Annotated in this window: 18 protein-coding genes; 6 read left to right on the top strand and 12 right to left on the bottom strand. The window is 54.6% G+C overall.

Features of this window, described 5'->3' with window-relative positions:
• Positions 1-18: 18 nt before the first annotated feature.
• Both NTU47_06635 and NTU47_06630 read left to right on the top strand, forming a co-directional pair.
• Positions 19-1,728: a short-chain dehydrogenase gene (locus NTU47_06635; protein MCX6133476.1), complete on the top strand. Its 1,710-nt coding sequence runs from the start codon at positions 19-21 to the stop codon at positions 1,726-1,728.
• Between the two features lie 23 nt (positions 1,729-1,751).
• Positions 1,752-2,132, top strand: a complete 381-nt coding sequence (locus tag NTU47_06630) for a response regulator (protein ID MCX6133475.1) — start codon at positions 1,752-1,754, stop codon at positions 2,130-2,132.
• A gap of 76 nt (positions 2,133-2,208) precedes the next feature.
• On the opposite strand, the gene NTU47_06625 is transcribed toward NTU47_06630, so the two are convergent.
• The 11 genes from NTU47_06625 to NTU47_06575 form a co-directional block, all read right to left on the bottom strand.
• Positions 2,209-3,441, bottom strand: coding sequence for an ABC transporter permease (locus NTU47_06625; GenBank protein ID MCX6133474.1), 1,233 nt, complete (start codon positions 3,439-3,441; stop codon positions 2,209-2,211).
• Positions 3,442-3,473: 32 nt separating this feature from the next.
• On the bottom strand, positions 3,474-4,703 hold the full coding sequence (locus NTU47_06620; GenBank protein ID MCX6133473.1) for an ABC transporter permease: 1,230 nt from the start codon (positions 4,701-4,703) through the stop codon (positions 3,474-3,476).
• Positions 4,704-4,705: 2 nt separating this feature from the next.
• The gene (locus NTU47_06615) at positions 4,706-5,428 is read right to left on the bottom strand and encodes an ABC transporter ATP-binding protein (protein MCX6133472.1); all 723 of its coding nucleotides are present in this window, start codon (positions 5,426-5,428) and stop codon (positions 4,706-4,708) included.
• A 26-nt stretch (positions 5,429-5,454) separates the two neighbouring features.
• Positions 5,455-6,411 carry a tetratricopeptide repeat protein gene (locus tag NTU47_06610; protein MCX6133471.1) on the bottom strand — a complete coding sequence of 319 codons (957 nt, stop codon included), beginning with the start codon at positions 6,409-6,411 and terminating at the stop codon, positions 5,455-5,457.
• 12 nt (positions 6,412-6,423) lie between these two features.
• A complete protein-coding gene (locus NTU47_06605) occupies positions 6,424-7,695 on the bottom strand; it encodes an efflux RND transporter periplasmic adaptor subunit (protein ID MCX6133470.1) in 1,272 nt (423 codons plus the stop codon).
• Positions 7,696-7,744: 49 nt separating this feature from the next.
• Positions 7,745-9,103, bottom strand: coding sequence for a TolC family protein (locus tag NTU47_06600; protein ID MCX6133469.1), 1,359 nt, complete (start codon positions 9,101-9,103; stop codon positions 7,745-7,747).
• A gap of 220 nt (positions 9,104-9,323) precedes the next feature.
• Complete coding sequence (locus NTU47_06595; GenBank protein MCX6133468.1) at positions 9,324-10,733, bottom strand: HD domain-containing protein; 1,410 nt, start codon at positions 10,731-10,733, stop codon at positions 9,324-9,326.
• Between the two features lie 20 nt (positions 10,734-10,753).
• Positions 10,754-11,758, bottom strand: coding sequence for a Gfo/Idh/MocA family oxidoreductase (locus NTU47_06590; protein ID MCX6133467.1), 1,005 nt, complete (start codon positions 11,756-11,758; stop codon positions 10,754-10,756).
• 23 nt (positions 11,759-11,781) lie between these two features.
• A complete protein-coding gene (locus tag NTU47_06585; GenBank protein MCX6133466.1) occupies positions 11,782-13,023 on the bottom strand; it encodes a DUF5103 domain-containing protein in 1,242 nt (413 codons plus the stop codon).
• Positions 13,020-14,522 (bottom strand): hypothetical protein, encoded by a 1,503-nt coding sequence (locus NTU47_06580; GenBank protein ID MCX6133465.1) that lies wholly within the window; start codon positions 14,520-14,522, stop codon positions 13,020-13,022. The genes NTU47_06585 and NTU47_06580 overlap by 4 nt, the downstream gene beginning before the upstream one ends.
• Complete coding sequence (locus NTU47_06575) at positions 14,515-15,168, bottom strand: HAD-IA family hydrolase (GenBank protein ID MCX6133464.1); 654 nt, start codon at positions 15,166-15,168, stop codon at positions 14,515-14,517. The genes NTU47_06580 and NTU47_06575 overlap by 8 nt, the downstream gene beginning before the upstream one ends.
• A gap of 434 nt (positions 15,169-15,602) precedes the next feature.
• Here NTU47_06575 and NTU47_06570 point away from each other — a divergent pair, with 434 nt between their 5' ends.
• Both NTU47_06570 and NTU47_06565 read left to right on the top strand, forming a co-directional pair.
• Entirely contained in the window at positions 15,603-16,772 is a 1,170-nt protein-coding gene (locus tag NTU47_06570) for a class I SAM-dependent rRNA methyltransferase (protein MCX6133463.1), read from the top strand.
• A gap of 67 nt (positions 16,773-16,839) precedes the next feature.
• Positions 16,840-17,595 carry a hypothetical protein gene (locus tag NTU47_06565; GenBank protein MCX6133462.1) on the top strand — a complete coding sequence of 252 codons (756 nt, stop codon included), beginning with the start codon at positions 16,840-16,842 and terminating at the stop codon, positions 17,593-17,595.
• 276 nt (positions 17,596-17,871) lie between these two features.
• Here NTU47_06565 and uvrA read toward each other — a convergent pair whose 3' ends face one another.
• Entirely contained in the window at positions 17,872-20,751 is a 2,880-nt protein-coding gene (gene uvrA, locus NTU47_06560; GenBank protein ID MCX6133461.1) for an excinuclease ABC subunit UvrA, read from the bottom strand.
• 339 nt (positions 20,752-21,090) lie between these two features.
• Between uvrA and NTU47_06555 the strand changes: the two genes are divergently transcribed.
• Positions 21,091-21,954 carry a hypothetical protein gene (locus NTU47_06555; protein MCX6133460.1) on the top strand — a complete coding sequence of 288 codons (864 nt, stop codon included), beginning with the start codon at positions 21,091-21,093 and terminating at the stop codon, positions 21,952-21,954.
• Positions 21,955-22,019: 65 nt separating this feature from the next.
• A complete protein-coding gene (locus tag NTU47_06550; GenBank protein ID MCX6133459.1) occupies positions 22,020-22,967 on the top strand; it encodes a hypothetical protein in 948 nt (315 codons plus the stop codon).
• The last annotated feature ends 82 nt before the right edge of the window (positions 22,968-23,049 follow it).

Genomic DNA, 23,049 nt, shown 5'->3' with positions numbered 1-23,049 from the left:
CTATACCAACGAAATCCTATGGACATCCAAAATAAAACCGTTCTTGTTCTTGGAGGCTGGGGCCTTGTCGGCGCTGCTGTCTGCCGCCAGATGATGCCTGAGAAACCCAAGCGCATCATCGTCACTTCCCTTTTTGAGCACGAAGCAAAAGAAGCGGTTGAAACGTTCCGCCGGGAATACCCTGAAGCCGGGAAGAACTACTTCATTCCATGGTGGGGCAATATCTTCGTCCGTCACGCCCTCAAGGATACTCCACGAGACGAAATCCTTCAGAAGGCCCCTTTACGAGAGATGCTGATTGACGATCTCCTGGATGAACTCACGAAACCGGTCCTGGAGCGTTCATCGATCTGGCAGCTCCTGGATCGGTACAAGCCGGATATTGTCGTAGACTGCATCAACTCCGCCACCGGAATCGCGTACCAGGACATTTTCCATTCGGCGCGCGAGGTCCGAAAGGCCATCCGCAATTCCAAATCGGGCAAGGAATCTTCGCTCATCGATCAGACAGAGCGATTGATCGCTACTCTCTACATTCCGCAACTGATCCGTCACGTGCAGATTTTTTACCGCAGCATGCAGATAGTGGGAACCACCACGTATGTCAAGATCGGGACCAGCGGTACAGGCGGCATGGGACTGAACATTCCCTATACACACAGCGAAGAGCGTCCGTCCAGCGTGCTGCTGGGCAAGTCGGCTGTCGCGGGCGCTCATACGATGCTCCTGTTCCTCATGGGCAGGACGCCCGACGCCCCCATCACGAAAGAGATCAAGCCGACGGCCGCCATCGCCTGGAAGAAAATCGGTTTCGGCGAGATCAGAAAGCGCGGAAAGTCCATTGAGCTTATTGATTGTCCACCCGAGAAGGGGCGCAAGCTAGCGGGCACGCTGAAGCTGCGGGACGAGGATGTGCACCCGGAACCCACGCACCAGACGCTGCGTTCTGTATTCATCGACACAGGTGAAAACGGCGTCTTCTCCAGAGGGGAATTCGAAGCGATTTCCACTCCGGGTCAGATGGAGTTCGTGACACCAGAGGAGATAGCAGAGTCGGTACTCTACGAAATCAAGGGGGGTAATACCGGGCACGACATCATCAACGCTCTGGATAATGCGACCCTTGCACCGACATACCGGGCAGGGTTTATGTTCGAAGCGGCGACGCGCGAAATGAAGCGGCTCGAGCAGAAGCATCAGACCGACAGCATCGCGTTCGAGTTCCTTGGACCTCCCCGGTTGTCGAAACTGCTGTACGAATCGTATCTTCTCAAGCTCGCCTACGGCGGAGTTCGCGAGGTAGCCAAGACTCCGGCCAAAGCGATTGCAGCAAAACTCGAAGCACTCATCAGGGAGAACATCCAGGTGCGATCGCAGATTATTTCGATCGGCATTCCGATACTCCTGCCGGACGGAAAGACTCTTCTCCGCGGACCGGACATCAAGATCCCTCCGTACAGGGGAGAAAACGAGCTCAAGGTCACGGACCAATCGCTCAACGCATGGGCGCATGACGGCTGGGTTGATTTGCGTGCGAAAAACATGGAGCATTGGAAGCGCCGCTTCGGAATCATCAAGGATCAGGTCGAGCAGACGCCGGAGGGAGACACTTCTTCGCGCCAGATGCGCAACAGCGCATACTGGGACTCCTTCAAAGAAATCGATCCTGGCAAGCTGGTCGGCTGGATCTTCTCCGACGAAGAAAAAGGAAAGCGCATGAAGGCGTAACACCTATCGGGAAGGGATACTCTATGGAGACGGCACATAAGCTGTTGCTCGTTGAGGACGAAGAGGAACTTGTCAGCATCGTCCAGACATACTTCCGGGACGAGGGCTACGAGGTACGGATCGCGTTGAACGGCGAAGAAGGACTCAAGGCAGTTCGGGACTTCAAGCCTGACGTGATCGTGTCCGACGTAAAAATGGCGCGGATGGACGGCTTCGAGTTCTATGAAGCCCTCCAGAAACTGCCCGAGGCCAGCAAGATCCCATTTGTTTTCCTCACTATCATGGATGACCGGTCGTCGGTGGAGAGAGCAAAAGAGCTCGGGGCTTCGGGTTATATAACCAAGCCGTTTGACGTGGAGGAATTGCACGAGAAGGTCCGGGAATTGATGCCACGGAAAGCGTAGGGAAGAACCCCAGTACACACAAAAGGCCGGACGTCGATGACGTCCGGCCTTTTTCATTTCTTGCAGCGTTCTGAAACTACTCGTACCGCAGCGCCTCGATGGGATCAAGGTTTGCAGCCTTCCAGGCAGGATACACGCCGAACACAACTCCGATGAATGCGCAGAGGGCGAACCCGATAAGCGCCCAATCCAGCGGGAAGACCGCCGGGAGCGAAAACGCGATCGCCGCCAGATTTCCCCCCAAGATGCCCAAACCGATGCCCACGAGACCTCCGATCTGACAGAGGACAACCGCTTCGGTTATGAACTGGCTGAGGATATTCCCTTTTCTCGCACCGACAGATTTTCTCAGTCCAATCTCTTTCGTCCGCTCGGTCACCGACACAAGCATGATATTCATAATTCCGACGCCCGCGGCAAGAAGCGAGATGAAGCTGATGAAGCCGACTCCCATCTTGACGTATTTGGTGAAGTCGTTGAACGTGGAGATGAGCGATTCATTCGAGAAGATCTCGAAATCGTCTTCCTTCCCGGGATCTACTTTCCGCACGGTCCGGAGCGCCATGCGCGCATCCTCCATCGTCTGATCGTAAACTTCCGGCGCTTTGGCCTTGATCATGATGTTCAGAGAGCGCTGCTTTCCGAACTCATTGAGGAACTTGCTCAGCGGGATCACAACAAAATTGTCGCTGTTTCCGCCCATCGCAGATCCCTTCGGCTCGAACACGCCAATCACCGTATACCTGTCGTTGCCGATCTTGACATCCTGCCCTACAGCACTTCCACGAGGGAAGAGCTTCTTGACGACCTCCTGACCGAGAATGACGACGTTACTGCCGTACGTCTCTTCATTGTCGACCATGGATCGTCCCTCTTTGATGGTCCAGTTGTTCGTGGGGATTCCCTGCGGCACTTCTCCCATCACGGCAACATTGGGATTTGTCTTGAGACCCGACAGAGTCTGGATCGTTTGACCCCAGGTGCTGGCTTCGATCGCGGCGTATTGCGCGGTCGTGAGCTTACTGAGCACGTACTCCGCCTGGGTCAAGGTGATGTCCTTGCGATGGCGGTATTTCTCCCACGCGCGGTGTCCGCCCACGAACATCGCCGGGAATTTCTGGATCTGAAATGTATTCGAACCCAATTCGCTCAAGCCGCTCTCGATGCTGTTCTGCAAAACCTGGAGCGCAGTCATCACACCGATAATTGAAAACACCCCCACGACAACTCCCAGCAATGTCAACGCCGAGCGGAGTTTATTCATCCGGATGGCGTTGAGCGCCATTTTGATAATCTCGCCTATTAGCACGTTAGCCTTCCGCCCTCAATGAATGGATATGGTCACTCGTAACGTAATGCATCAACCGGATCGAGCCTGGAGGCCCGGTATGCCGGCAGGAACCCGGAGACAACTCCAACGAACAGCGAAACGAGTATGGCGACGGCGACAATGCTCAGAGGCATCGCCGTCGGCAGAATCGTGTCGATGATCAGGCTCAGGGGAAAAGCGATGGCGATTCCTATAAGGCCTCCCATCAGGCACAGCGCCGCAGACTCCATGAGGAATTGCAGCAGGATGGTTCTTCGCGGCGCGCCGATAGCCATGCGAATGCCGATCTCGCGCGTCCGTTCTGTGACAGAGACAAACATGATATTCATGATCCCGATGCCACCGACAAACAACGAAAGGCCGGTGATGAAGAGGCCCACACCGGCGATAACAACGCCAATCGTGTTGAAGGTTTGAATGAGGATTTCCTGTTGATTGATCGCGAAATCATCAGGCTGCTTCGGGCGAACCCCCCTGGCTTTTCGCAGGATACCCCGCGCCTCTTCCTTCGCCTCCTCGATTTCCTTCAATGAAATCGCCTTCACCATAATCGTGACATTGCTCCGACGAGAGGCAAACTCCTTGATGAATCGATTGATGGGAAGGTAGAGCCGGTTGTCGAGGCTCTCCATGCCAAGGAAGCTTCCCTGTTTTTCCAGTACGCCTACGACCTTGTAGTTGTAACTGCCGACTTTGATGGTTTTACCGAGAGGGCTTTCGTTGGGGAACAACTCCATTGCGACCTCTGACCCGATAGTGCACACCGGCCTGCCACCGTCTGATTCGGCAGGAGTAAAAAACCGGCCGAATGCCACGTTGACACCGGATGTCAAAAGAAAGTCCGAGTTCGTCCCGATGACGGTGATCCCTTCGAGCAGTTTCCGTGCATAGCGCACATTTCTGCCGGCTCCCATCACGGGCGAAACTGACCGAGCAAGCTCAGCCTGTTTCTCAAGAGTTTTGGCTTGCTTGAGTGCCAATTCGCGCCGATTCCGGATTTTCCACCAATCCTGACCTCCACCCCATGGCCATTTCTGAACGTAGAGCACGTCGGCACCAATCGCGGCAATGCTCTTGTTGAAGGCCCGGTTCAAACCCTCGATGGCGGTTCCCATCAACGTCACCGACACGATGCCGATGATGATGCCAAGCGCAGTAAGAACTGAACGCATCTTGTTGGCGCGAATCGCATTGAACGCGATCGCCAACCCCTCACGAAACTCTCCCAACGATTGTCTCATTCTCAGCTCTGTGTTTGTGAGAGTTCTGCGACTCTCTTGTTCTTTACGGCCAGATCGGATTCGATCAAGCCATCACGGAGACGGATAATGCGGTCTGCGTGCTCGGCAATGTACTCTTCGTGTGTGACCAACACGATCGTGTTTCCTTCTTTTTGAAGCGTGTCGAACAGCGCCATGATTTCGTCGCCGGTCTTACTGTCCAGGTTACCCGTCGGTTCGTCCGCAAGCAGGATCGATGGCTGCGTTACGAGGGCACGGGCGATGGCGACTCTTTGACGCTGGCCGCCGGAAAGCTCGTTCGGCTTGTGATGAATACGCTCGGTCAGGCCAACCCTTCCGATAGCTTCGCGGGCCAGTCTCTTCCGCTCGCTTGAGCTGATGCCGCCGTAGATCAAGGGAAGCTCAACGTTGTGGAGAACATCAGACCGGGCCAGGAGGTTGAACGTCTGGAACACGAAACCGATTTCCTTGTTGCGGACACGAGCGAGTTCGTTATCGTTCATCTCGCTCACGTTCAGCGTGTTGAGCTCGTACAACCCCGACGTCGGCGTGTCCAGGCACCCGATAATGTTCATCAGCGTCGATTTGCCGGATCCGGACGGACCCATGATCGCCACGTACTCATTCTTCTTGAGTTCGAGGCTGACTCCCGCAAGGGCGTGCACGTCTTCCGAACCGACGTGATAGATCTTCGTGATATTGTTGAACCTGATGATTGTGGACATTCCGCTCTTCCTCGTTGATAATGAAATTATTGAAGCTCGTTGACCTTTTTCTCGATGTTCTTTCTCTGGTCCTGCGACAGCTCCATGGTCAAAAGACGCTGATAATGTTCCCGCGCTTCTTTCTTCTGGCCTTTGAGTTCATACGCCTGTGCGGTGACATTTATTGCGGGACCGTAGTTGTTGTCGAGCGAGAGGGCTTTCTTCGCCAACTCCAGCGCCTTCTCCGCGTCCTTCTTCTGAAGGTAACCCTGGGCGAGAAGATGGAAGGACTGTGCGGTGTCGGGCCTCATCGCAGCATACTTCTCGAACGATGCCACCGCGTCACCCGTCATTTGATTCTGCAAGTAGAAGGATCCTGCCGCGCGCCACGCCCGCCAGTCATTCGATTTATTCGCGGTCATCGTCTTGATCTCCTGGACCGCTTCGTTGTTCTTCTTCTCCGAAATCAGGATACCGGCTTTAAATGCACGGCCACGGACTTCATCCAATTGGATCACCGCGTCGGCTTCCTTCCACGCCTTCTCCATGTCTCCACCCATGATGCCCGGAGCCTTCCAATAATACTGGGCCAGCCCAAAGTGGGCTTCGACGAGTTTTGGATTGAGTTCCACCGCCTTCTCGAAGGCCTTCCTGATCCGAGGAGCCAGAAAAGCCTGCTTGAACACTCCGGCATTCTGAGCTTTGGTTCCCAAGGCAGCGCCGAGACCATATTGATAGTCTGCACTGATTGCATTGATCTCAACAGCCCGTTCCATGTGATCGACAGCATCGTCCTCATTCCGGAACTGCCGACTCAGGAGAATCAATCCGAGCCGGTAGTGTGCTTCAGCGCCGTTCTCGTTCTGCTTGAGGAGAGCCTCAAATACTGCCTTGGCTTCACCAAGTTTTCCCTTGTTGAAGAGGGCAAGGCCGTCTTCCAGCGATTGAGCCGGCGAGGAGCAGGTCATCATGACGATCAAGAACAACCAGCCAAGTGATTTCATCAGGAGCGGCCTCTATTTCTTCTCGCCTTCAACGGAGCCGCCCGTCCGCTTTGCAGCCTTGTTTTCCACTTTCACGATGGAGCCGGTTTCGAGGTCCTTGTTGATTGCTTTGAACGGACCGGAAACAACCTCTGTCCCCTCGAGGTTTTCTCCCTTGACCTCGACGTACGTGTCATCACTCAACCCGCGCTTCACGACGATTGTTTTGGCCTTTCCATCGGCAACCACGAAAACGACCTCTTCAAGCTTATCCTCTTCCTTCTTCTTCGCTTTGCTCACATCCAGCTGAGCTTCGCCTTCCTTGGGGCCCTCAACTTTTTTATCATCCTTGGGCATGCGAACTGTCACTGACTGGATCGGGACCGCAAGAACATTAGCGTGAGTTTCGGTCTCGATATCAGCTGCCATGGACATCCCAGGACGGAAACTTACGCCCGGAGGTGTTACGATCCGAATCCTCACTTCGAAGTTTGTCACTTCATCCTGCGTTCCAAGGCCCCGTGACTTCGCAGTGTTCGCGATCTGGCTGACCGTGCCGATGAATTTCCTGTCGGGATAAGAATCAACCTCGACCTTGGCGGTGTCACCCACGGTCACGAGAACGACATCATTTTCACCGACGTCGACGCGTGCTTCCATTCGCGAAAGGTCTGCAATCGTCATGATCTGAGTCCCCTGCGTGAAGGTGCTTCCGCTTACGCGTTCGCCGAGCTCGGAAATCAACTGACTGACAATTCCATCCATCGGGGCATAGATCGTCGTCTTGGAGTACGTGACCTTGGCATCCTTCAATGACGCCACTGATTGATCGTTCGAAGCCTTCGCACTCTGGTACGTTGCCTTGGCAATGTCCATTTCAGACTGTGCCACGAGCTTCTTGGAGAACAGCTCAGACACGCGCTTGAACTCCGCTTCGGCTTTGAGCAGGTTAGCCTCACTCATGGCCAGTGATGCATTAGCCCGATCCATACCGGCTTCATACGCGTCCGGCTTGATGCGGACGAGGAGCTGGCCTTTTGACACGCGCTGACCTTCGCGGACTGCGAGAGCAATAATTTCGCCGCTCACCTCGGCGTTGATCTTCACCTGGACTTCCGGTTGAATCTTCCCCGTCGCAGAGACAATCTGCGTGATTGTCCGGCGCTGGATCTTCTCTGTCTGGATCGTCAGCACGGTGTCACGCTTGCCGCCCAGGATGACCAGGAGGACGAGCACCACCAGAACAATACCAATGACGGAGAATATGATGAGTTTCTTTTTGGACTTCTTGCCGTTCGTTGCCATGGAGAAAAACTCCTTTAGAAAGTTTGGATGACCTTGAGTTGATCGACCGTTAATACTTCTTCTCGCCGATCACATAGTCAAGGTTCCGACCTGCTGTGATGTAATTGTACGTTGCATTGACCTTGTTCGCCTGGGCATTGACCAGCCCGGCATTCGCCGTCAGGAGATCGACCAACGTGCCTGACCCAAGATTGTACTTCTCTTCTGCCACTCTCCTGTCCTGTGTTGCTGACTGCAGTCCCTTCAAGCTTGCATCGTACTGCTTCTTCGCTGCGTCGAGGTCCAAAAGGGCCTTCTTCACATCGACGCTGATGTTCCGCTCGGTCTGCAAGACAGTGAGTTCAGCATTTCTTCTCTGGGCGATCGCTGTTTGGACCGACCTGTTTGTCTGGAATCCGTCGAAAATCGTCCACCGAAGGTTCACACCCCAGTTCATTCCTTTGCTGTCGGACAGCTTGGAGAATTCCGTGTTTGAAAGGTTGTATCCTGCAGAAGCTGAGACGCTTGGGAAATAGTTGCTCGAGGCCGAGGTGACACCAGACTGGGCAGACGCAAAACCCTCTTTGGCACTCACATAGTCGGGCCGGGCAGCGATCGCACGTTGACGCATAGTCTCGAAACTGCTGACTTTGGAGGCCGTTGCGCTGAAGTCTGCTTCAGAGAGATCACTCGGCACCGAGGGGTCCGAAATGTCATAGGCATCGCTGACGTCTGCGCCGACGAGCGACACAAGATCAGCAATAGATTTGTCATACGTGTTTTCAGCAGAGATGAGACTGACTTCATCCCCGGCGACCTGCGACTGCTGCCGATAGACATCGCCGATCGAAAGCGCACCCACGCGATTCGATTCAGTAATGCGCTCGAGTTGTCGCTGATCTCGCTTGAGGTTTTCTTCACTCACCTTCACGAGCTGCCTATTCCTCAGTACCGTCAGGTATGCAGCCTGGACCTGAAACACGATCGCCTGAGTGGTCCTTACCGCCGTCTCCTCGGCAGATGTCGCTGCGGAGACTGCCTGGCTGAAATTCGCCTCGCGGGCAAAGCCGTTGAAAATTGTATATCCGAGAGAGATGCCGGTCGAGAAGTTGTTACTTGTCGAGACAGCCGCGGGAACTTGGATCGGCACTCCAGAGAGCAATTGCACGCTCGCCGGCCTGTCAGATGCAGTCCGTGTCCAACCGCCACTGGCGGAGGCAGTGGGAAGATAAGAGCCATAGGCGGCCAGAACCCCACTCTGTGCGGAGTTGGCGTTGTTGAGAGCTTGCCGGATATTAATGTTTTGCTCCAGAGCAACTGAAATCGCTTTGTCAAGCGTGAGCACTTTGGTCTGTTGAGTCGAACCTTGAGCAAGCGCTAGGCCTGCGAAAACGATCCCGGTGAGAAGGATCAGAGCCAACTTCTTCATAGACAAATCTCCAGTTATGGTGGGAAGAGAAACATCGACACAGTTGATTATTGCAGTTACGCTCCTAATAGACGGCGAAAAACACCGAAAGTTTCGATAAACCCTTGGCAATACGAGTGATTTGGCAATTTCTAACCTTCTTCGGAATGACGCCAGACTGACTCCAAAAAGAGGTCTAAATCGGAGTCAAAACGACGATTTGTTCATGGCGAAGGCTGGGTTATGGCGATTCCTCGCCGAGTATGCTGCCTTTTAGCTTCATCAGAAGCGACAACGCGGCATCATGTTCATTGGGAATATCCCCATCAAGAATAGCGTCGGTAATGGCATCCTTCAGCCTGCCAACAAGCGGTCCTGGCCCGATCCCGCAGACTTGCATTATTTCATCGCCTCTTAATGGCGGCTGCCAATTCCTGATCTTGTCCTTTTCTTCGACCTCCACCATCTTCTGTGCAACAAGATCATAGTTCCGCCGCACCTGCACGACGAGCTTTGGGTTCTTTGATGTGATATCTGCGCGACACAACGTCATAAGATCGTCGACATCCACCCCTGCTTCAAACAGAAGACGCCGGACCGCAGAGTCCGTCACTCCCTCATCGACCAACGCCATGGGGCGAAGATGCAGGCGGACGAGCTTTTCCACATAACTCATGCGGTCAAATGGGAAACGCATCTTCCGGAATATCTGCTTCACCATTCTTGCGCCCAGTTCCTCGTGCCCGTGGAAAGTCCAACCGACATCCTCTCTGAACGCTTTCGTTCTGGGTTTCGCGATATCATGCAGAAGAGCGGCAAGCCTCAACCAGACGTCCGTTGAGGCTTCAGCAACATTGTCGACAACCCTGAATGTATGCTGTAGGACATCTTTGTGATGAAAATCTTGCCGCTGGTCGATACCGCCCATGTGCGCAACCTCGGGAAACACGATTTTCATCACGCCGGTGATGTGCATCAACTGCAGCCCAACGGATGGTTTGGCGCTGGCGAGAATTTTCATGAATTCATCTGTGATCCTCTCCTGGGAGACGATCTTCAGGCGAGGCGCCATTTTCGCAGCCGCCTCCAAGACAACGGGATCAACTGAGAATCCGAGCTGCGACGCGAACCGAAAGGCCCTCATGATGCGGAGCGGATCGTCGTCAAATGTCGCTTCGGGCTCGAGAGGCGTTTGCAGGATTCCCTCCTGCAGCGCCTGCTGTCCGTTGAACGGATCGAGCAGACGTCCGAAATCGGCGGCATTGAGTGAGACGGCCATCGCATTCACGGTGAAATCGCGGCGAGCGAGATCATCACCGATCGTTCCAACTTCGACTGCGGGCTTGCGCGAATCTTTGGCGTAGCTTTCCTTCCTCGCGCCGACGAACTCCAGTTTCCATTCATCAAGCTGCACCATCGCCGTGCCAAATTTCTCAAATACGACGAGGTTGGTGCCTCCAAGTTCACGCGCCACACGTTCGCCGAAGCTCACCCCCTGCCCGACCACAACAATGTCGATGTCCCGGACCTGCTTCCCCAGCAGGAGATCGCGCACGAAGCCGCCGACAACGAATGCCTGGACTAAAGCGCCGTCTGCAATGTCACCGATGCGCCGCAGGAGCGGTTCCTGTATGTCAAGATGATCCAGCATGAGATGACTGATAGTACTTTCTAACTTTGCGCCAGGAGACGCGCCGTGCTCTGAGAAATGATGGAAAGGATTTCCCGTGCCACTTCGAGGGCCTGCAGCCCGTCCTGCCCTGTCACCGGCGGTTCGGTCCCATCCATCACGGACTTCAGAAAGAGTTCCAGTTCATATTTCAACGCATTCACTTCCTTGACTTCCGGCTGCTCGTACACGATGAGACGCTTCTTCTGTCCCAGATCAATTTTGCCCAGCATCATGGTTGGTTTGACGTTGGGATCCCCTTCATCGACGAGTCGAAAGACTTCTGCAAGGCCCTGGGAGAAATCAATGGAGATGTATGCGTCATTCTGGAAGAGCCTCATCTTGCGCATTTTGTTCTGCGAGATGCGGCTCGCAGTGACATTGGCCACACACCCATTTTCAAATTGAAGCCGCGCGTTTGCAATATCCTCGCTTCCCGACACCACTGCCACTCCGTTTGCATCCATCCGCACGACGCGGGACTTCACGAGGCTCAGGATCAGATCGATATCGTGGATCATGAGATCCAGAACGACGGCGACTTCAGACCCGCGTGGATTGAACTGGGCGAGCCGGTGTGATTCTATGAACAACGGACGGATCTTGTATTGTTCCAGCGCGAGGATAGCCGGATTGAAGCGTTCGATGTGCCCTACTTGGAGAGCGAGTTTCTTCGCCCCCGCAAGCGCCACAAGCTCTTTGGCCTGGTCGATCGTCTCTGTAATCGGCTTTTCGATGAACGTGTGGATACCCCGCTGCAGCGACTGCATTGCCACTTCGTAGTGGGCGGTTGTGGTTGTGGCAATGTTGACAGCCTGCACCTGCTCCAGGAGCTTTCCGAGATCAGAGTACGCTTTCGTGCCGTGTTCTGCCGCAACGCGCTCTGCTTTCGCGAAGTCAGCATCATACACACCGACAAGGTCGGCGGTGGAAATCTGAGAGTACATTTTCGCATGGAGGTTGCCGAGATGGCCCGTCCCCACGACTCCGACTTTGATTTTTTCCATAGGTTGGTATCCCTCAGAAGGCATTAGTCTGATGTTGGTTGATTCCCGCCGGGGCTCGACCGTTGGATGAATCCTATGATGCGGTCGAATCCGCCGTAGCGGCTGTCGCGATAGTACACAAGGGCTGAGTACAGGTTGATCGTCCTCCAATCGTTTCCTTCGAGACTGATCCAATCATTGGGGCCAACCACGTATTGATAGTCGTATGCACCACGCCGGATTGTCGTCTGCCAGATGTAGCGGCCTGTCTCGACGTCATAGACCATGAGACAATCCGGTGACAGTCTCCAGCCGTTGAAATCCCCGACAACGTAGACGGACTCGAACTGGCGGGTCTCCGACGCGAGCTCAAACCGAAACGGGACGTAGTCTGCATAGCGCGATCCCTGGGTGAGCGTTGACGTACCGTGACTGTCGCCTTTGGCCGGAAGCTGAAACCGGCTGACGTCGGCGCCGCGCCGGGCACGGAGCTGGGATCCTTCCGGATATTCATCCACGTTCCTCACATCGATGCGACGATAACTGGTGCCTGGCGTGACATTATCCACGATAAATTTCATTTTCGATGTGCCAAATCCGTCGATGAACGTGTTCGGGCTGCTGTCGTCAGCATCGATTCGCCACGGCGTGTAGAGCTGGCGATTTCTGTACAGGTCGACCGTCCTGAAGTTGATCGGAAACAGTATCTCGCTCTGATCGTCCGCGCGGGGGGGAATGACGAACGCGATCTCGATCCTGTTGACCTGGTTGTACGGGTTAATCTCAGAAGGAAGCGACCGATTGGTCACCTTCATCGAGGGAGCGATAACTCCCTCCGTGACGAAAAACCTGCCGCGTGCGAGGACGTTGACCCATTCTCTGTCGGTAATCTCGAAAATGTAATTCCCCGATTGTGTGAAGCGGTCAAGGCCCGAGATCCCCGGTATGCTCACCACGTAGTGGAACCGATAGAACTGCGTCCCGGCCGGGGCCGGCTCATAGCGGAGAGCCTCTTTCGACTTGTTTTGCATGTTGTCGTTGATGAAGTTGTTCTGCGTGACATTCCAGTCGCGGTCGCAATGCAGCACACGGAGGCGGACGTCGGGGGCCGATTCTTCCACGACATCGAACTCGATGGTAATCGGACGGGACTGCATGCCCGCGACAGGAAGACCTGCCTGATCCGATCCATAGACTCGGAGTCCTTTGACGCGTTCCGAGAGAATTTCCTGCGCCCCCAATGCGGGAGCAAGAAGGAACAACGAACAGAGAATTCGCTTCCTCATTTCATTACCTTGTAGAGTGTGAAGTACTCCCAATCGGGCTTCGCCAATCCGAAGCCGGAAAACGGTCTCGTCATCACCGACATGAGACTATCCGAGGCGAGCCGATCCGGAACAGGCGAACGATCGACAACAAAGTCGGGATGCACTGCCGGTTGATAGCGACGGCCTTTCATCGCGCCATCGTAGTCCATGCCATCAAATGCCCGCATCACATCGGGCGACACAAGCCCCTGCGTATCATAGATAGTGCGTTCGGATATGTATCCCAGCACTCCGATGTGCGGTGTGAGCACGGACGAGCCCGCCGGAGTATTGGAGCGCAACCAGTATGCGATCGGCTTGAGGCACTCCTCCGAGCCAAGTTCAAACATTGCCATATGCGGGACGATCCATTTTCTGTACACAAACTGGTTCTGTGCCAGAGAAACCGCCGCAACGACAAGAAGTATAAACAGTCCCCGACGCGCCGGGACAACCGAAGCAATCTCAAGTCGCTTGATCCCCCACACACCATAGATCACGACAACCGGGAGAATCAGAAGCAGGTACCTCGAAACAACCTGAATATTCATTACCGCATAGGCCACTGGCAGCAGAAGCAGCCAGAGAAGCGGGAATCCATCTTCCTTGAGAGCCCGCCACCCGGATTTTCTGACGGCAATGACGATTCCTGCTACGAGAAACATGGACAGCACGAGCTGCGTTGCCCCGATAATCGTGAGATCTACCACGATGGACCGCCACAGCCGCCACACCGAAAAGGCTTCCGCTGAGTGAGCATGAAACGGATTTGGAACAATCGAGCCAAACTGAACATATGCGTACAGCAACCATGACCCCGCAACGACGCAGAAAATGAGCGAGGAGCCCAGGAGACTCCTCGCGACCGTCGCACGTTCCTTCGTGTTCAATGCACAGTCAACCAGTACGGCAATAAACAACAACGCGCCCTCGGGCCGCACAAGTGTCAGGAGGCCGGCAACAAGCGCGGAGGTCAGGTACTCCTTTTTGTAGGCGTACCAGAGAGTCAGCATGACAAGAAGCAGTGCAAGCGAAGTCTCAACGCCGGAGCCCGACCAGCGCAGGAACCACGCATCAAACGAGAACATCAACGCCGCGGCCAACGCATAGATGCGATCACGGATGAGTACAAATGCAAAGGCCATGACGCCAATGATCGAGAAACTCGCGAAAACGATGTCCAGCGTTTTCGCAACGAAATACGGATCGAGACTGAGCTTCGTGCCGGCTGCAATCAGGAGGGCCCACAGCGGGCTCGCGACGCCGTAGCTCAGCGTCCCCGCGTTAAACGAAAACCCCTCTCCCCGGGCAATGTTCCTTCCGTACTGCAAATAGATGTACGTTTCGTCCGGCGTATAACGAAAGTGGAGGCTCGTTGTCACGAAAAAGACCAAGACAATAGCGCCGATTCCGTATTGAAGCACGAGGCGCCACATCAACCACTGGCGTTTCAGTTGCCGTTCCTGATCCTCAGCCAAACTGCCCCCTCAACCATTCCGCGAATTCTTTTACATCGTGGAAAACGTAGTCCGTTTTCATCTGGAGAACCTTCTCTTTGCCGTAGGAATCCCAGAGCACGGCAGCGATTCTTACACCTGCTTCGTGCGACGCCCTGACGTCGGGCACTGCGTCACCGACCATCAGCACTTCGTCCGGCTGAAGTCTAAAGTGGTGCATTATTTTCCGGATACCGTCTGCCGAAGGTTTGTGGTTCACGACGTCGCTTCCGGTCACCACATAGTCGAAGTACGGGGTCAATCCGAACTTGTCCATTGTAATCGTCGTCGTATCGATCCCTTTTCCAGTAAAGAGAGCGACATGGACATTTCTTGTTTTCAAATCAGCGACTACGTCCTTGATTCCGGGATAGAGCCGGGCCAGCGTATTGTGGTTCGCGCTGTAGAATTCAAGGTATTCCTTCATGGCCTGCCGGATGTTTTCGTGCCCCACGATGTTCACGAGAGCCCCTTCTTCAGGAGGTCCAAACATCGCCGTGATTTCCGGCTCGGAGTATTTCTTCCCTTGATACTTCATCGCCATATAATTGAATGAATCGAAGATCAGGCGATTCGTCTGAGTCAGAGTACCATCCATGTCAAAAATAACGCACTTCAACCTGGCCATGCAGTCCTTTGCTTCAAATACCGCTCTTGCGTTGTCACACACAACGATGCTGATGCAATGCCTGGGCATCGTGAAACCGCACGAGGCGCCATGTTCGACTCTGCACAACCGCGCTGCGGAGTGATTGACGCCTCGCATTGCTCACGTTGTGATACTCCTTCAGAGGCTATCCGGATAGTGCTCCCAACAGAGAGCGGAACACCGGAAAGTCGTGGATACCGCACGACACGAGAATCTCGAGTATGTCGAAATGGCATTCCCGCCTCGCGGTTCGTTATGCTCTGTAAAATCAAATATACCAATCCTTTGTCTGTCTTGCAATCAGGATGCAAGGCCAGCAGCGCGACGCGTTCCCTCCATGCATACGCTTGCATTGAGGCTGACGCCTCCCGCACTCAATTGCTTCTCGTTCCAATTCTCTCTACTTTGGTGATGTGAAAAAACAAATTATACTCAGGAAGAACGAAGAGCACCGGATTCTTGCCGGACACCAGTGGGTTTTCAGCAATGAGGTCAAGATTATTCATGGAAACCCCGAAGCCGGTGATGTTGTGGATCTGCTCCGCTCTGACGAGAAATTTCTCGGTGTAGGATTTTACAATCCTCACTCTCTTATCGCGTTCAGGCTGTTGAGCCGCGAGCAGGAGCCCGTGACGTTCGAGTTCTTCGAGCAGCGGATCACGAGAGCGCTCCATCTGCGCAAACGGCTCTACCCGGATGCCGAATCGTTCCGGTTAGTCCACGGCGAGGCCGATTTCCTTCCCGGCCTGGTTATCGATAAATACAATGAGTATCTCTCCCTCCAAACCCTGTCCGTTGGTATGGACCGGCGCATGTCGCTGCTCTGTGAGGTACTCGAATCGATATTCCATCCCAAGGCAATCATCGAGCGCAACGAATCTCCTCTACGCGCCCTCGAGCAGCTTCCGCTGAAGAAGGACGTCGTCCGCGGCACAATCGGGCAGACGATCATTTCAGAGAACGGCGTCAAGTTCAAGGTCGATCTTCTTGAAGGGCAGAAAACGGGGTTTTTCCTCGACCAGCGGGAAAACCGGCTGGCTGTGCAGCGATATGTCAAGAACGCGTCCGTCCTGGACTGCTTCTGCAATGAAGGCGGGTTCGCCCTCTATGCGGCGCTCGGAGGAGCGGCACGCGTGCACGCTCTGGACAGTTCCGAAACCGCGATAGCGAATGCCAAGGTGAACGCGACGATCAACGAGGTTCAGCAAGTGCAATTCGAGAACGCTGACGTCTTCGACCGGCTGCCGAAGCTCTTTGAGGAAGGGGAACGATTTGACGTTGTCATACTGGATCCCCCCTCCTTCAGCAGGAACAAGAAAACAGTTGCGACGGCACTCAAGGGCTACAAGGAGATTAACGCCGGAGCCCTGAAGCTGATCAACCCAGGCGGGATACTGGTGACCGCTTCCTGCTCGCATCACGTCACTGCCGAGTCGTTCATTGAGTCAATTGAGGCCGGAGCGAGAATCGCCCATCGTTCGCTCCAGATGCTTGAATGGAGAGGAGCGGCTTCGGATCACCCGACGCTTCCGGCAATGCCCGAAACTGCATACCTTAAGTTCGGCGTTTTCGCCGTCCTGTAACGATCGCTTCTGGTCGAGTGCGGAACTATAATTCTCTACGCATCGTTTTGATGAAAGAACACGGGAGATGAAAACGATGAAACGCAGTTCTGTTCTGCTGGCCGCCCTGATACTTGCGGCGATGGTGCCATCAATTTCTTTGGCACAAGAATACCCGCGGCGCGATTCCACGATGGTCTTCACCCCCTCCAATCCCAACCTGATCCAGAAGACCTCTTATGAGCCGTTCCACAATGCCTGGGGGGTGGATATCCTCCTGTCGAACAACGGTTTTGGAGCCGGAGGGTTTTACCGGCATGAGTTTACCGACGTGCTGTCCGGTTTCGCACAGATTGCTATCTCGGATGTCAAAGACGACGGGGAGGTTGAGTACATCAATCCCTACACCGGTCAGTCTTATACTCCTTACAAAATCAATCGCCTTCTTCTGATTCCGGTCACATTCGGGATGCAGTACCGCCTGTTCAAGGACGAGATCGTGGACAACTTCCGCCCGTACCTCAGCGCAGGGTTTGGTCCATCGATGATTTTTGTCGCTCCGTATTCTAATCCTGAGACGTTGATCGGCCCGGATGGCAGCAGACTCACGTACTACAACCAGATAGACTTTTTCGCGAGTCTCAAGAAGGGACAGTTCAGGTATGCGGTCAGCGGCTACATCGGGGCCGGGGCGTACTTTGGTCTCGACAAGGGAACGTTGTCAGGGATCAGCATTCGTTACTATTTTGTGCCGTACGCGCCGGGAATCGAAAGTTTGCAGGGGACGTTGATTAAACGCTTCGGCGGATTCTTCATCACGTTGAATTTTGGCTCACTCTACTAGTCTGTCGTATGAGCAAGGACAGAAAAAGCGCACCGCGGTGCGCTTTTTTTTGTGCCGCCAAGTTGCGCTGGGGCATAAAGCACTGAAGCACTTCACAATCCGCAGAGCCTCCCCTGTGCTCTACAGATCGTCGAAGTGCTTCAGAATTTCAGTCTTACGATAAGAGATTCGCTGACAGAACGGTGTGACACGAGTCACCTGCACACCTGGAGCTGGAGGCTTCCTATCGAGATGAAATCAGGGACAGGAAACCTTCAGAGCAAAATCAATTTCGTTCTACGCTCTAAGATGCTCTTTGAGATACCTTCCGGTATGAGAAGCGGCGACCTTCGCCAGTTCTTCCGGCGTCCCTGTTGCGACAATCTGCCCCCCTCCGTCTCCCCCTTCAGGCCCCAGATCTATGATGAAATCTGCACACTTGATGACATCCATGTTATGTTCGATGACGACAAGCGAATGCCCGGCCTCAACGAGCGCATTGAAGCACTTCAGCAGTTTGGCGATGTCATCAAAATGAAGCCCGGTCGTCGGCTCGTCGAAAATGAACAACGCCCGCCCTTCCGAGCTGGATGCCGTAAGATGGTTTGCCAGCTTGATCCGCTGTGCCTCTCCTCCTGAAAGCGTCGTTGCAGGCTGGCCCAAACGAACGTACCCGAGTCCGACATCATCGAGCACTTTAAGCCGGTTTGCAACCCTTCGTCCGTCGGGATGCTGAGAGAAGAACTCGATCGCTTCCGTGATCGTCATACGGAGCAGGTCATCGACGTTTTTCCCGTGATAGCGGACCTCGAGTACCTCCTGCTTGAACCTTCTCCCTTTGCACGACTCGCACGTCAGATAGAGATCGGCCAGGAACTGCATTTCGATCTTCTGGAACCCATCTCCCTCGCACACATCGCATCTGCCCCCCGGCACGTTGAACGAAAAGTGGCCCGGCATATAACCGCGAATCCTGGAAGCCTGGGTGTGAGCCAGGAGGTCCCGAATGAGGTCAAAGATTTTGAGATACGTTACCGGATTTGACCGGGGTGAACGACCGATGGGGGATTGATCCACGAGTTCGACGCGCTCGACGTGATCGGCTCCCGCGATCGATCCGAATCTCCCAACGCTTCCCTCGAACCCTCCCTTCATCTTCTGAATTCCCGCGTAGAGAATCTCGTGCACCAGAGTGCTCTTGCCCGAGCCGCTCACACCGGTGACGCACACGAACATGCCAAGCGGGATGCGAACATCGATTCCCTTGAGATTGTGTTCGGCAGCTCCTTTGATCAGGATCGACTGTTCCATGTCGCGACGACGCTTGCGCGGAGTCTGGATGCGGAGTTTCCCGTTCAGATACTGGGCAGTAAGAGATGTGGGATGCTTCAACATTTCATCAACGGTACAGCAGCAGATGACCTCTCCGCCGTGCTCGCCGGCCTTCGGCCCCATGTCGACAACGATGTCCGCCGAGCGGATCATTTCCTCGTCGTGTTCGACGACAAGCACACTATTGCCGACATCCCTGAGCGATTTGAGGATTGTAATCAGCCTGTGATTGTCGCGCGGATGCAGCCCGATGCTCGGCTCATCGAGGACATAGAGCGACCCGACCAGGGATGAGCCAAGAGACGTCGCAAGATTGATGCGCTGCGATTCGCCGCCGGAAAGGGTCATGGTGAGTCGGTCGAGCGTCAGGTATGCGATACCGACATCGTTGAGGAACTTGAGCCGCTTCCTGATCTCCTCGAGGATTCTCTTCGCGACTTCCAGTTCAAACCTGGTAAGCTTGATGCGGAGGAAGAACTCGTTCGCATCAGCGATATTCATCCTGACGACGTCATGGATCGTGACTCCCGCTACCTTGATGTTCAATGCGTCGCTCCGCAAGCGGGCGCCGTTGCATTCATCACATGTCGTGTATCCGCGGTACCTGCTCAGCAAGACCCGATAGTGTATCTTGTAGGACTTGCGCTCGATGAACTTGAAGAACTTATGCAATCCCTCGAACCTGCCGAACCCATTGAGAATGATGTCGAGCTGCTTGGGAGTCAGCTGTTTGAACGGGACGTCCACGGGAATCCCCGCCTCGCGCGAAACGCTGAGGAGGTCCTTGAGATTCACGCGCCACTTCGGAGAGTTCCACGGATGGATCGCTCCCTGCCGGATGGTCTTGTTCGGGTCCGGCACGACGAGATCCATGTCGATTCCCATGGAACGCCCGAACCCCTGGCACTTGGGGCACGCCCCCACCGGATTGTTGAACGAGAACATGCGCGGATCAGGATCTTCGTACCGGATTCCATCATTCTGACATTCGTAGTGCTGCGAGAACCTCAGAAGCTCTTTCGAATCTAGAAGATACGCGTGCGCGTAACCATCCCCCTCCGTGAACGCAGTCCCGACGGAGTCCGCAAGCCGCTTCTCGCTCTCTTCGTCACTCTTCCGAACCACGAGTCGGTCGACGAGCACCAGGATCCCCTTCTTGCTCTTTGCCTTGAACTCCGTCTCGTTCAAGTCGACAAGCTCTCCGTTGACGACGATTCTGAAGAACCCCCGTTTCTTCAGCGCCTCGAGCTCCTCTTTGAGCGGGTGCCCCTCGTGATCGTGCAGCGGGAAGGTGACGTATGCTTTCGTACCGTCCGGTTCGAGTTGCAACCGGTCGACCACTGATGAGACAGTGTCGCGCTTCACCAATTCACCGCATTCCCGGCAATACGTCTGCCCGATGCGGCCGAAGAGCAGGCGGAGATAATCGTAGATCTCCGTCGACGTGGCAACCGTGGATCGCGGATTCCGTGTCGAAGTCTTTTGTTCGATGGCGATGGAGGGACTGATGCCCTGAATCAGGTCGACGTCAGGCTTGTCCATGCGTTCGAGGAACTGCCTGGCATAGGATGAGAGGCTCTCCACGTACCGTCGCTGCCCTTCGGCGTAGATCGTGTCGAATGCGAGGCTCGATTTGCCGGAGCCGCTGACACCCGTCATAACCACCAGCTTGTTGCGGGGGAACTCGAGGCTCACGTTCTTCAGGTTGTGAACCCGCGCTCCCCGGATAATGATGGAAGTGAGGCGCCCCCGCTTGGCCGCTTCAGGCACGGCTGCTGCCTCGGCTCCAGCGGAAACAGTGGCTGCGGGGACCTTCGACGCTATGATTGGCTTCTTCTTAGGCAATTCGTCCGATGCGTTTTGAGTTTGGAGTTTGAAGTTCAAAGTTGAGTTGAGTCAAGTCTATTCCCTGCGAACTTCTCTCGGTTTACTGTTCACCATTTCCATTCACTTTGCCCACCCATTCCGAAATGAATTTCGGTCTACAATATCAATTCTGGCTCCTGAATTTTGCCTTCTGTATTCCTGTTTTTCCGATTCATTCAACTTACTCGTCCATAACGGCAAAATCAATTCGAAAATTCCCGATTCAGTTGCATCTTCCCCGCGGGTGCGTCTCCTCTCGATATGCTTGCCTTTGTCCATCGAGGTGCATACATTAGCGACACACTCCTTACTCGCCCAGTGCGTTCTCCGATTCTCATATCGCTCGTCATTCTCCTTGCGAACTGCGATTGGGCATACGCTCAGCACGATACCGTTCAGGTTCCGACGGTCTACAGAGTGATCCTGAAGGATCGCTCGGAAATCATCGGGACGATTCAATCGTCAGACTCGAGCAAGATCGGTTTCATGTCCGTTTCCATGGTCACCATGGAAATCCCGCGGACTCAGATCAAGTCTCTGGAGAAACTCTCCGGGACAATCGTGCAGGGCGAATTCATGCAATCTGACCCTAACTACACACGCCTTTTCTTCGCGCCGACGGGCCGTCCTCTGAAGAACGCGCAGGGGTATTTCTCGACCTACGAACTGTTTCTCCCGTTCGTGGCAGTGGGGATCGGCGACGCCGTGACTCTCGCGGGGGGCATGTCGATCGTCCCCGGAGCCGAGAGTCAGATATATTACCTGGCCCCGAAAATCACACCAGTTCATCTGAACAACATCGACATCTCGGCCGGACTTCTGTACATCAATGGTACAGCCGCCAGCTCCTCCGGAGTCGGGATCGTCTACGGGGTAGGAACGTATGGTACCAACGACCGCGCTCTGACAGTAGGACTCGGGTGGGGATTTTCATCCGGCGAAATGGCGAACAAACCCATCCTGCTCATCGGCGGGGAGTACAGGATTGCACGCAGTGTCAAGTTCATCACAGAAAACTGGATCCCGCCCGGCACCGACCTCGTGATATGGTCGTTCGGACTGCGCTTTTTCGGTGAACGGCTCGCCGCCGATCTTGGTCTCATCCGCCCGTCCAAATTCACATCCGACGGATTTCCTTTCATCCCCTGGGTAGGGTTCGCGTACAATTTCGGCGTACAGTAACTCCATTCTCTCGACCCTGGGTTTCAGAATTCCCGTACGAACGTAGTATTCAACGCACCGCTGACATGCCCGAACTTCCCGATCTCACCATTTACATAGAGAGCCTGCAGTCACGGATTGCGGGTGAGCGTATTGAGAACGTACGTCTCGGCAACCCTTTTATTCTTCGCACGTTCGATCCTCCGATCAGCAGCGCGATCGGGAAGACGCTGAACAACGTGTCGCGAATCGGAAAGCGCGTCGTGTTCGAACTTCAGGACGATTTGTTCATCATCATCCACCTGATGATTGCTGGTCGATTTCACTGGAAGAAGCCGAAGGCCAAAATCGGGGGAAGAATTGTTCATGCCGGATTCGATTTCTCAGCGGGGACGCTTCTCCTCACTGAAGCGAGCTCGAAGAAGAGAGCGTCCATCCACCTGGTACGAGGCCGCGGGGAGCTTTCGCAGTTCGGTCGGGGCGGATTTGAGGTTCTGGACTCGAGCCTCGGTTCCTTCCGGGAAACACTTGTCCGGGAGAACCGAACATTGAAACGCGCCCTGACGGACCCCAGGCTGTTCAGCGCCATCGGAAACGCGTACTCGGATGAGATCCTTCACCGCGCGAAGCTCTCTCCTTTGAAACTGACGCGTAAATTGGATGACGAAGAGATTGCGGGGCTTCATCGATCAACCGTCGACGTGATGAAGGAATGGATTGAGCGGCTCCGCAACAAAACAGGAGCGGGATTTCCGGAAAAAGTGACCGCATTTCACGACGAGATGGCTGTGCACGGAAAGTTCGGACAGCTCTGCCCTGTCTGCGGATCGAAGGTACAGAGAATTGTGTATGCCGAGAACGAATGCAACTACTGTCCGCGGTGCCAAACCGGCGGGAGGATGCTCTCGGACCGCTCGCTCGCGAGGCTGTTACACGATGATTGGCCGAAGACGATTGATGAGTTGGAGGGAGGAGAAAAAGAGTCAAACCGCCAAGGCCGCCAAGAATCAGCAAGAGAAAGCCACCTTGGATAGGAGTCAGAGGGCATCAAGATTTCCGCAGATTGCGAATCCGGACCATCGCTATCTTCAACGTGCCTCTTTCAATCAAGGCTGT

It is taken from the genome of Ignavibacteriales bacterium, from assembly GCA_026390595.1.
Taxonomy (GTDB): domain Bacteria; phylum Bacteroidota; class Ignavibacteria; order UBA10030; family UBA10030; genus UBA9647.
This window is presented reverse-complemented; position numbering and strand designations above follow the sequence as displayed.